The organism is Streptomyces sp. JW3 (assembly GCF_052216785.1).
GTDB lineage: Bacteria > Actinomycetota > Actinomycetes > Streptomycetales > Streptomycetaceae > Streptomyces.
In genome coordinates this window covers 12,019-22,632 of sequence record NZ_JBQOUX010000041.1, presented here as the reverse complement: position 1 = coordinate 22,632, position 10,614 = coordinate 12,019, and the positions used below count along the sequence as shown (strand labels likewise).

The 10,614-nt window shown below is 72.6% G+C and carries 9 protein-coding genes; 3 read left to right on the top strand and 6 right to left on the bottom strand.

All coding sequences use genetic code 11. The annotated features are described in order from the left end of the window. The first annotated feature begins 17 nt into the window (after positions 1–17). From ACTT8P_RS18450 to ACTT8P_RS18440, 3 genes are all read left to right on the top strand, one after another. Entirely contained in the window at positions 18–2,108 is a 2,091-nt protein-coding gene (locus ACTT8P_RS18450; RefSeq protein WP_442832746.1) for an MMPL family transporter, read from the top strand. Between the two features lie 88 nt (positions 2,109–2,196). Further along, positions 2,197–3,561: a sensor histidine kinase gene (locus ACTT8P_RS18445; protein WP_442832780.1), complete on the top strand. Its 1,365-nt coding sequence runs from the start codon at positions 2,197–2,199 to the stop codon at positions 3,559–3,561. Then, positions 3,558–4,241 carry a response regulator gene (locus ACTT8P_RS18440; protein ID WP_442832745.1) on the top strand — a complete coding sequence of 228 codons (684 nt, stop codon included), beginning with the start codon at positions 3,558–3,560 and terminating at the stop codon, positions 4,239–4,241. Before ACTT8P_RS18445 ends, ACTT8P_RS18440 begins: the two co-directional genes overlap by 4 nt. 76 nt (positions 4,242–4,317) lie before the next feature. Here ACTT8P_RS18440 and ACTT8P_RS18435 read toward each other — a convergent pair whose 3' ends face one another. The 6 genes from ACTT8P_RS18435 to ACTT8P_RS18410 all read right to left on the bottom strand — a co-directional run bounded on the left by ACTT8P_RS18435 (position 4,318) and on the right by ACTT8P_RS18410 (position 10,541). After that, positions 4,318–5,559 (bottom strand): acyltransferase family protein, encoded by a 1,242-nt coding sequence (locus ACTT8P_RS18435; protein ID WP_442832744.1) that lies wholly within the window; start codon positions 5,557–5,559, stop codon positions 4,318–4,320. Between the two features lie 345 nt (positions 5,560–5,904). Further along, complete coding sequence (metK, locus tag ACTT8P_RS18430; RefSeq protein WP_442832743.1) at positions 5,905–7,113, bottom strand: methionine adenosyltransferase; 1,209 nt, start codon at positions 7,111–7,113, stop codon at positions 5,905–5,907. Between the two features lie 65 nt (positions 7,114–7,178). After that, positions 7,179–7,475, bottom strand: a complete 297-nt coding sequence (locus ACTT8P_RS18425; RefSeq protein WP_442832742.1) for a DUF6059 family protein — start codon at positions 7,473–7,475, stop codon at positions 7,179–7,181. A gap of 75 nt (positions 7,476–7,550) precedes the next feature. Continuing rightward, positions 7,551–9,224 carry an NAD(P)/FAD-dependent oxidoreductase gene (locus ACTT8P_RS18420; protein WP_442832741.1) on the bottom strand — a complete coding sequence of 558 codons (1,674 nt, stop codon included), beginning with the start codon at positions 9,222–9,224 and terminating at the stop codon, positions 7,551–7,553. 22 nt (positions 9,225–9,246) lie between these two features. Then, positions 9,247–9,681 (bottom strand): ester cyclase, encoded by a 435-nt coding sequence (locus ACTT8P_RS18415; RefSeq protein WP_442832740.1) that lies wholly within the window; start codon positions 9,679–9,681, stop codon positions 9,247–9,249. Further along, positions 9,678–10,541: a methyltransferase domain-containing protein gene (locus ACTT8P_RS18410; RefSeq protein WP_442832739.1), complete on the bottom strand. Its 864-nt coding sequence runs from the start codon at positions 10,539–10,541 to the stop codon at positions 9,678–9,680. The genes ACTT8P_RS18415 and ACTT8P_RS18410 overlap by 4 nt, the downstream gene beginning before the upstream one ends. Between the last annotated feature and the right edge of the window lie 73 nt (positions 10,542–10,614).

Here is a 10,614-nt window from a genome sequence, read left to right as displayed (position 1 = left end):
TCTAAGGAGGCCCCCGCATGGGAGGCGTTGAGCACAAGAGCGGCAAGCGCCGCAAGGCCCTGCCCTGGGCGGTGCTCGGTCTGTGGATCGTCCTGCTCGCGGTCGTCGCGCCGTTCGCGACGAAACTCGGCGACGTACAGGTGAACCGGGCGGTCGACTACCTGCCGACCAGTGCCGACTCCACCCAGGTCGCCAAGATCCAGGACGCGATGCCGGGCGGCGAGGCGACGTCGATCGTCGTGGTCTACCACCGCGACGGCGCCCTCACCGAGGCCGACAAGGCCACGGCCGCCGCGCAGATCACCCGGATCGACGGGCAGTTCGAACTGACCGGCACCCCGCGGGCGGTGACGTCCGAGGACGGCAGCACCGTCATGTACCCGGTCAGTACCACCACCCCCGGCCAGGACGACGAGAAGCGGGACGCCTTCGTCGCCGACGTGCGGGAGGTGACCCGCGGCGGCGACGGCCTGGACGTGCGGGTCGGCGGCCCGGACGCCATCTCCTCCGACGCGCGCGGCCTCTATGGCTCGGTGGGCGGCCCGGTCCTGTACACCACCGTCGCGGTCGTGGCGATCCTGCTGATCCTCATCTACCGCAGCCCGTTCCTGTGGCTGGTGCCGCTCGCGGTGGCCGGCCTCGCCGACTTCATGTCGATGGGCGCCGCCTACGGCCTCAACCAGCTCTTCGACACCACCATCAGCAGCCAGAGCTCCAGCGTCATGACGATCCTGGTGTTCGGCGCGGGCACCGACTACGCCCTGCTCATCGTCGCCCGCTACCGCGAGGAACTGCGCCGCGCCGCACAGCCCTACGACGCCATGTGGGCCACCCTGCGCGGCTGCGGCCCCGCCGTGCTGGCCTCCTCCGGGACCGTCGCGGTCGGTCTGCTCTGCCTGCTCTTCGCCGACCTCGGCAGCAGCCGCGGCATGGGCCCGCTCGGCGCCCTCGGCGTGCTGTGCGCGCTGGCCGCCATGATGACCCTGCTGCCGGCCGTCCTGGTGCTGCTGGGCCGGCGGGTGTTCTGGCCCTCGGTGCCCGTCTACGGCTCCCGTCCCAAGGCCCGCCGCTCGCTGTTCTCCGCGATGGGCAGCTCCGCCGGCCGCCGGCCGCTGACCGTGCTGGCCTCCGGTGCCGTACTGCTCGGCGCGCTCGCGCTCGGCGCCTTCAGCCTGCCCGAGAGCCTCAAGCAGGAGGACTCCTACACCGAGACGCCCGAGTCGATCGTCGCCACCCAGACGCTCGCCGGGGCGTTCCCCGACCGGGGCACCGAACCCCTGGTCATCGCCGCGGCCACCGACCGGGCCGCCGAGGTCATGCGGACCGTGGAGGCGACCGCCGGGGTGGAGAGCGCGGAACGCGGGCGCAGCAGCGGCGGCTGGACCGAGATCTCCGTCATCACCGACTCGGTGCCGCAGACCCCCGGCGAGACCGCCACGATCGAGGCGCTGCGCTCCGAACTCGACGGCCAGGACGCCTACGTGGGCGGGCTGAGCGCCGAGCAGCTCGATCTGAAGGAGACCAACGACCGCGACCGCACCATCGTGGTGCCGATCGTGCTGGCCGCCGTCCTGCTCATCCTGGTCGCCCTGCTGCGCAGCCTGGTCGCGCCGCTGATCCTGCTCACCGCGGTGGTCGCCGTGTGGGGTGCCTCGCTGGGCATCGCGGGTCTGGTCTTCGAGCCGCTCTTCGGCTTCGAGGGCACCGACCCGGCGCTGGCCCTGCTGTCCTTCGTGTTCCTCGTCGCCCTCGGCGTGGACTACGGCATCTTCCTGATGCACCGGATGCGCGAGGAGTGCCTGAACGGCCAGGAGCCGGGCACCGCCGCGCTCACCGCGCTGCGCACCACCGGCGGGGTCATCGCCTCGGCGGGCCTGGTGCTGGCCGGCACCTTCGCGGTGCTGACCGCGATGCCGGTGGTCACCCTGGTGGAGCTGGGCTTCGTGATCGCGGTCGGGGTGCTGCTCGACACCTTCCTGGTGCGCACGTACCTGGTGACCAGCGCGAGCGTGGCGCTGGGCCGCAAGGTGTGGTGGCCGGGCCCGCTGTCCCGCACCCCGGCGGCGGCCCCCGCCGAACAGGAGCGGAAGCTGTCGCCGACACCGTGACCCGCCCACGGGCGCCCCGCACCGCGCGGGGCGCCCGTCACCCGCAGCCCAGCTCAGCCCAGGGGGAGACGATACGCACGTGAACGCGATCCGAGCGGTACGCCGGCCGGCCTACGGCGCCGCGAGCGAGCGGCAAGTCCTGGTCCAGGACGCGCTGTCGGCGGTACTGATGGCGGTCAGCGCCGTGGTCGTCGGGCGGCTCGGCCAGGACGACGGGCGGGCGCCCGACACCCTGGGCTGGGCGCTGCTGCTGGGCGCGCATCTGCCGATGGTGTGGCGGCGCCGGGCGCCGCTGCTGTCGTTCCTGGCCCTGATCTGCTTCCTGGTGCCGTACCACGCCCTCGACTACCACCACGGCGCGCTGATGGTGGTCTCCATGGCCGCCCTCTACACCGTCGCCGCCACCGGGCCGGTGCTGCGCTCCGTGGTGGCGGGCGCGGGGGTGGTGGGGGTGATGCTCGCCGTGAAGTTCTCCCAGGGGCTGCCCCAGGGGGCCGACGCGCTGCGGGTGTCCGGGTGGATCGTGGCCTTCCTGGCCTTCGGGATCTGTCTGCGCTACCACCGGCAGAACGTCGCCGCCGCCGTCGAACGCGCCGAGCGCGCCGAGCTGTCCCGCGAGGAGGAGGTGCGCCGCCGCGTGGTGGAGGAACGGCTGCGCATCGCCCGCGACCTGCACGACCTGCTGGCCCACAGCATCACCCTGGTCGGCGTCCGCACCTCGGTGGCGGCCCATGTGCTCAACGCCGACCCGGACCGGCTCGACCGGGCGGCCGTGGCCCGGGCGCTGGAGGACATCGCGGAGACCTGCCGGGCGACCCGCTCCGAGATCCGGGCCACCCTCCAGGTGCTGCGGTCCGGTCCGGAGCACGGGCGCGGCCCGCTGCCCGGTCTCAACGCGCTGCCCGGCCTGGCCGCCACCGCCCGTAGCGCGGGTGCCGCGGTGACCCTGCGGATCGCCGCGGCTCCGGACGCGCCGCCCGCCGTCGGCGCCGCGGCCTACCGCATCGCGCAGGAGGCGCTGACCAACGCGGTACGGCACGGCGGGCCGCACCCCGCCGTCGAGGTGCTGGTGCGCGAGACGGACGGCGCGCTGCACGTCCAGGTCACCAACCGGGCCACCGAGCCGGTGCCGCCCTCCGCGCAGCCGCCGGGCTTCGGACTGGTGGGCATCCGGGAGCAGGCCCGCAGCGTCGGCGGCACCCTGGAGGCGGGGCCGCGGCCCGGCGGCCGGTTCGAGGTGCGGGCGGTGCTGCCGCTGACCACGGCCGGCGGGACCGGCGGGGGCGGCCGGACCGCGGGACCGGACCGGGCGCCGGGGGCCACCCGGGAATCCGGCACGATCAGGAACACCATGAGCCACGGGACGCGCACCGGGATCACCGCCCCGGTGCCGGCGCACGCCGGTGCCGCGGCCCGGGACACCGATCCGGACACAGACGGGGCGATCCGATGACCACTCCCATCCGCGTACTGCTCGCCGACGACCAGACCCTGGTCCGGGCCGCCTTCGCCATGCTCGTCGAGTCGGCCCCCGACATGGTGGTGGTGGGCGAGGCCGGTACCGGCAAGGAGGCCGTCGAGCTGGCCCGGACCACCCGGGCCGACCTGGTCGTCATGGACGTCCGGATGCCCGACCTGGACGGCATCGAGGCGACCCGGGTGCTCGCCGCCGACGAGGACCTGGCCGGCGTCAAGGTCCTGATCCTGACGACGTACGACACCGACGAGCACGTGGTCGAGGCGCTGCGGGCGGGCGCCTCCGGGTTCCTGGTCAAGGACACCCGGCCGGCCGACCTGCTCGACGCGATCCGCGTCGTGGCCACCGGAGAGGCGCTGCTCTCCCCCGGCCCCACCGCCCGGCTCATCGCACAGGTGCTGCGCGCTCCCGGCCCCGGCGGCCCGGCCCGCGCCGTGCCCGCCCGGCTGGCCGCGCTCACGCCCCGGGAGCACCAGGTCCTGGTGCTGGTGGCGCGCGGTCTGAACAACGCCGACATCGCCGAGGCGCTGGGCCTCAGCCCGCTGACCGCCAAGACCCACGTGAGCCGGATCATGGGCAAGCTGGACGCTCGGGACCGGGCCCAACTGGTCATCGTGGCCTACGAGTCGGGAATCGTGCAGCCCGGCACCGAGTGAGCCGCCGCGACGGCCAAAGGGGCCGGTCGGCGGCCCTGCGGCTGCGACCGGCCCCCGGCGGTGCGGGCGGACGGGCCTACTCGGGCCGCCCGGCACCGGGCGAGCCGACCAGTTCCTCCCGGCCCGCCTCGGCCGGCCGGTGCGCGGCCGGCCGGCGGCGGCCCGAACGGGCGTCCAGGAACGCCCTGATGCGGCGCTCGACGGGGTCCTCGTAGAAGCGGTGCACCAGCCAGCCCACCAGCAGTGAGACCGCGAGGCTCACGCCGGCCCACAGCCAGTGCGCGTTGTCCGGCGTGACCGGGTCCAGGAAGAAGTCCACCATCTCCTTGTCCGGGTAGACCATCGCGGCGACCGTGAAGATCACCGTGAAGTGGAACAGGTAGACGCCCATCGAGATCTTGCCGAGCGAGACCAGCGCGGGCCGGGCCCACAGCGAGCCGCGGCCGTCGATCTCGCGCTGGGTGTAGGCGGCGAGCAGACAGGCGTAGAGCGGGGCCATCACCAGGTCCAGCGGGTCGTGCGGCACCTCGCTGCGGATCGAGGCGCCGGCCAGCAGCCACATCAGGCCGAGGGCGACCGCGATGACGGCGGTGACCTGGCCGACCGAGAAGCGGAACCGCAGTCCCCGCCGCATGGCCGCGGCCATCAGCACACCGAACAGGAACTCTTGGATCCGGCCCGGCGGTGAGTAGATCCCGAAGGTCAGCCCGCTCGCGTCGTCCAGCGAGAGCGGCTCGCTGGGCGGATAGGCGAGCCACAGCACGATCCGCAGCGCCCAGCCGTAGGCGAGGGTCGCGACGGCGATCCAGGCCAGCTGCTTCAGGCTGCGGCGCAGCGCGAAGCGGCCGACCCACAGGAAGATCGCGTAGAAGAAGACGACGCAGGACAGCATCCAGGTCACCGGGTTGGTGGTCTCCAGCACCACGCCCGGTATCCACGCCTGCACGAAGAACAGGCTGGCCAGCGCCGCGCCGGTCATGTGTCCCACGTCGGTCCCGGGCGCCGCCAGGGCGAAGCCGAGGGGCAGCGCGATCGCGATCACCAGGGTGGGCCAGATCCGGGCCATGCGGCGGCCCATGAACCAGCCGAAGGTGTCGTTGCCGCGGAAGCTCCAGGTCAGCGCGAAGCCGGACAGGACGAGGAAGAACGTGCCGCCGGAGCCGGCGAGTCCGAGGACGTCGTTCACGTGCGGGACCGGCGTCATCACGGCGATGTGCGAGATGAACACGGTGAGGGACATCAGGAACCGCAGGCCCGTGAGGGAACGGATGTTCCTGACCGGCGGTGGTTCCAGTTCTTCGTTGACGGACTTGGCCATTTTCGCCTCACTGAAGGTTCGAGATCGACCCACCGACCGTGCCAGCGCCCCGCAAAGCCCCCATCAACCCGCGGCAAACCACCGGGCTTCGGACCCGGCCGCCAGCACGGACAGCGCAGCCGCGGCCGGGGCCGCGCGCTGCGCTGCGTGCGTGTGTGTACGTGGGGGGTGCGGTGGCGGCTCTCAGTCGATGCCGCGCACGATGTGCCGCTCCGCCGGATCGTCCTCCACGCCGGCCAGGACGAGTGGCGGCGCCGGTGACTGTTCCCGTTCGCGTCGCTGGTCCTCCGGTTCCTCGTGCATACGACTCCTCTCGAAGGCTGGGGGCGCGGGCACGGCCGCGGGTTACCGCTTGACCGCCGCGCTCAGGGCGACGGCCCGGTCGGTCCGCTCCCAGGTGAACTCCGGCAGTTCGCGGCCGAAGTGGCCGTAGGCGGCGGTCTCGGCGTAGATGGGCCGCAGCAGGTCCAGGTCGCGGATGATCGCGGCCGGGCGCAGGTCGAAGACCTCGGTGACGGCCCGCTGGATGGTGCCGACCGGGACGGTGCCGGTGCCGAAGGTCTCCACGAACAGACCGACCGGCTCCGCCTTGCCGATGGCGTAGGCGACCTGCACCTCGCAGCGCCGCGCGAGTCCGGCCGCCACCACGTTCTTGGCCACCCAGCGCATCGCGTACGCCGCGCTGCGGTCCACCTTGGAGGGGTCCTTGCCGGAGAACGCCCCGCCGCCGTGCCGGGCCATCCCGCCGTAGGTGTCGATGATGATCTTGCGGCCGGTCAGTCCGGCGTCGCCCATCGGGCCGCCGATCTCGAACCGTCCGGTCGGATTCACCAGCAGCCGGTAGCCGTCGGTCTCCACCTTGATGCCGTCGCCGGCCAGCCGGTCCAGCACCGGCTCGACGACCTGCGCGCGGACGTCCGGGGTCAGCAGCCCGTCCAGGTCGATGTCGGCGGCGTGCTGGGTGGAGACGACGACGGTGTCCAGGCGCACCGCCCGGTCGCCGTCGTACTCCACGGTGACCTGCGTCTTGCCGTCCGGGCGCAGGTAGGGGACGGTGCCGTCGCGGCGCACCTCGGTCAGCCGGCGGGACAGCCGGTGGGCCAGTTCGATCGGCAGCGGCATCAGGTTCGGGGTCTCGTCGCTCGCGTAGCCGAACATCAGGCCCTGGTCGCCGGCGCCCTGCCGGTCCAGCGCGTCGGCGTCGCCCTCGACCCGGTTCTCGTAGGCGGTGTCGACGCCCCGCGCGATGTCCGGGGACTGCGCGCCGATCGACACCGACACCCCGCAGGAGGCCCCGTCGAAGCCCTTGGCGGAGGAGTCGTAGCCGATGCCGAGGACGGTCTCGCGGACCAGGGCCGCGATGTCGGCGTACGCCGTGGTGGTCACCTCGCCCGCGACGTGCACCTGGCCGGTGGTGATCAGTGTCTCGACCGCGACACGGGCCGCCGGGTCCTGGCGCAGCAGCGCGTCGAGGATCGTGTCGCTGATCCGGTCGGCGATCTTGTCGGGGTGTCCCTCGGTCACCGACTCCGAGGTGAACAGTCGCTTGTCCATCTTCAACTCCGTTGCGGAAAGGGTGAGATGTGCGTCAGGGGCGGGCGCGGGCGGCGGCAGGCCGGTCAGTCGTCGGCGTAGAAGCGCGCCCACAGGTCGATCTCCTCGGCGGACGGGGCGGGCGCGGCCGGCAGCCGTTCCGGGTGGCCGTCCGGCGGGGCGTCGAGGACCGGCCGGGACGGTTCGGCCCCGTCGCTCTCGTCGGCGTCCGGCGGGACGTACACCCATACCGCGCCCGCCGCCCGCAGTCCGTCGTAGACGACCCGGCCGAGGTGGCCCGCGCACATCCAGAGCCCCTTCGCCAGAACCACGAGGAGTCCCGGCCGCCGGCCGTCCCCCGCTCCCCGCTGCACGTCCGACACGGTCCGTCCGCCTTCCGTACCACTCGTTCCGTACTACGCGTTCCGTACCACTCGATCCGTACTACTCGATCCGTACTACTCGGGAATGATCACTTCGCGTACGGCGCTGCCGGTGCCCGCCGGGACCGCGGGCTGCGTCGGCGCGAGGTAGCGCATCTCCTCGGGGGCGTCGTCCAGGAGCCAGGCGGACATCGCCTTCAGCTCGGGGATGCCGGGGAACATGAACCGCCGGTTCTTGTCCTCCACGCCGATGCCGCGCAGGATGCCCGGCGACGCCTCGATGGCCTGCATGAGCCCCCGTCCGGCGACGGCGGCGGGCATCTCGCCCCGGTCCACGGCGTCGCACAGCACCACCATCTCGTCGAACACGGCCTTGTAGGCGGGCTGGTCGGGCAGCAGCAGGCCCGGGAACTCGACGTCCTCCATGTCCCGGAAGACCTGGTCGTCGCCGCTCTCCCGGAACTTCTCGATGTAACGGTCGAAGCGCAGGTTGATGGGCACCTCGGCGGCGGCCCACACCCGGTAGACGGCGTTCCACAGCTCGTAGTCGGAGAAGGAGATGAACGAGGCGTTGACCAGCGCGTCGTTGTACTTGATGAGCCCCTTCTGGAGGGTGTCGACGTAGCGGAAGCGCGCCACGTCGAAGTCGTCCTCACGCAGCGCGTCCAGCAGCCGCCAGGCGAAGGCGTTGATGAGTTCGGTGGTGTTGGTCAGGCCGCGGGAGTACAGCGGGTCGAGGAAGCCCGCCGCGTGCGACATCAGGCACCAGCGGTGGCCGACGGTCTCCTTGGAGCTGTACTGGAGCCGGCCGGTGGAGACCCAGGGCCGCACGGTGACCGCGTCCGCGAACATCCGCTCCACCGCCGGGAACCGCTTGATGAACGCCCGGAACTCCTCCTCCGGGGTGACGCCCTCGGGCTTGGGGTAGAGCCGCTCGTCGAACGTGAGGCCGACGCTGACCAGGGGGTTCTTGGAGCGCGGTTCGTTGTTGAACGGGATGGACCAGATCCAGCCCCGCTCGAACATGTGGTGCATGGTGCCCTCGACCCACGGGATGGGCGGCAGGTCCTCCGGCTCCATGCGCAGCACGTCGTCGGTCGGCTTCACCCCGATCATGTGCGTGAACAGGGACCGCGAGTGGTGCTTGAGGGCGTCCGGGCCCTCGCGCAGCCCGAGCTTGTCGGCGACCGGGGAGCGGAAGCCGCTGCCGTCCACCAGGTAACGGGCGGTGTAGCGCTCGCCGCCCGCGTCCTGCACGGCGACCTGGTCCGCGCCGAGTTCGATGTCGGCCACCCGGAAGCCCTGCCGGACCGCGCAGCCGTACTTGATGGCGGTGTGGAAGAGGAAGGCGTCGGTGTCCTGCCGGAACAGGTGGCCGGTCTGGAGCGCCTTGGACGGCGGGCTGAACTGGTTGACCTCCAGCGGGTCGGGCTCCTCGCCCTCCTTGTGCAGCATGAAGCCGAAGTGCTTCTTGACGCCGGAGGTCGGCCCGATGTTCTCCAGTCCCGACTCGTACGACGTCAGGTACTCCAGCTCCGGGATGCCGTACCGCTCGGCGAGCTGCCGGTAGCCCTTGAGGGTGTACAGCGTGGTGGACTCCCCCACGGCGAACTTCGGGTGCACCGCCGCGTCGATCAGCAGCACCCGGGCGCCGTGGCGGGCGAGGATGGCGCCGAGGACCGTGCCGGCGCTGCCCGCGCCCAGGATGATGACGTCGTGGTCCTGCCGGGCGGTACCGGATTCGCTCATGTCACATGCTCCTCGTGGTCGGTCACTTGGCGTGGGCGGTGGCGCCGGTCGCTGCGGTGATCTGGGCGACCACCTCGCCGGTGTCGAAGACGTTGCGGTCGCGCACGACCCGGCCGTCGCGGATCTCCCAGATGACGATCCCGGAGACCTTGATCCAGCGGCCGGAGGCCGGCACGCCCCGGTAACTGCCGGTCTGCCGAGCGGTGGTGGTGTAGTGGGTCACGACGTGCGTGCCGTCCGTGACGATCACGTCGAGGTCGACGCCGATGTCGGAGAACGCGCTGTGCACGGCGCGCACGCTGCGCCGCGGGCCGTCCGGGCCGACGGTGCGGCCGTTGAGTTCGAAGTCCGGTGCGAACACCTCGTCGGCGATACTGACGTCGCCGCCGGCCCAGGCCCTGGCGAACCAGTGCTCCGCGAGCCGCGCGTGTTCCTCGACGACGGTCCGGGCACTCACTTCGCGGTCCCGGCTGCCTTGGTCCCGGCCGCCTTGGTCCCGGCTGCCTCGGTCCCGGCCGCCTTGGTCCCGGTGACGACGACGAAGGTGCCGAACATCAGGAAGGTGCCCTCGGCGTCCCGGCGCAGCAGTTCCTCGCCCCAGGCGCGGGCGGCGGTCTCGTCGACGATGCCCTGTGCGCCGGCCACGGCGGCGGCCTTGCCGATCCAGGTCAGGGAGTCGGCGGCGGCCAGGCTGGTGAGGACGACCGGCTGGAGCTTGACGGTGACGTCGACGGCGCCGGCCCGGGTGAACAGTCCGCGCAGCCGGCGGGCCACCCACGGGTTGGGGACGTGGTCGCTCCACCAGTTCATGATGGTGCGGGTGACGTCCGGGTCGCTCAGGTCGGGCGCCCACAGGCCGTGGTCGGGGTCGGTGACCAGCAGCTGCCCGCCGGGCTTGACGACCCGCAGCATCTCCGCGACGGCCGCCGCGGGGTCGGGCACGTGCTCGATGACCCGCTCGGCGCGGGCCGCGTCGAAGGTGGCGTCGGCGAACGGCAGCGCGTCGGCCTGTCCGTGGTGGAACTCGGTCTCGGCGGCGCCGGGGGCCGCGGGCCGGGCCCGCGCGATCAGCTCCTCGCTGGCGTCCAGGCCGACCACCCGGCCGGTGCGGCCGACCCGCTCGGCGATGGCCCGTACGTCGTTGCCGGTGCCGCAGCCGACGTCCAGGACGTGGCTGCCGGCGCTCACCCGCAGCAGCTCGTCGAGTTCCCGCTTGACCGAGGCCAGTTCGACCGCCGCCCGGTCGAGGAACTGCTTCGCGTCGTCCGCCTTCCGCCACACGTCGGCGGGCTTGACCTGGCCAGTGACAGTCGTCATCGATCGGCTCTCCAAGGGATGCGTCAGGGTCTCCACCCGCCCGAGCGGCGGTGCCCCTCGACCGTAGGGAGGG

Bases quoted from the DNA above. Each gene is read 5' to 3' on its own strand.
- ACTT8P_RS18450 (WP_442832746.1), top strand. From the start codon at position 18: ATGGGAGGCGTTGAGCACAAGAGCGGCAAGCGCCGCAAGGCCCTGCCC.
- ACTT8P_RS18440 (WP_442832745.1), top strand. From the start codon at position 3,558: ATGACCACTCCCATCCGCGTACTGCTCGCCGACGACCAGACCCTGGTC.
- ACTT8P_RS18435 (WP_442832744.1), bottom strand. From the start codon at position 5,559: ATGGCCAAGTCCGTCAACGAAGAACTGGAACCACCGCCGGTCAGGAAC.
- metK (WP_442832743.1), bottom strand. From the start codon at position 7,113: ATGGACAAGCGACTGTTCACCTCGGAGTCGGTGACCGAGGGACACCCC.
- ACTT8P_RS18420 (WP_442832741.1), bottom strand. From the start codon at position 9,224: ATGAGCGAATCCGGTACCGCCCGGCAGGACCACGACGTCATCATCCTG.
- ACTT8P_RS18410 (WP_442832739.1), bottom strand. From the start codon at position 10,541: ATGACGACTGTCACTGGCCAGGTCAAGCCCGCCGACGTGTGGCGGAAG.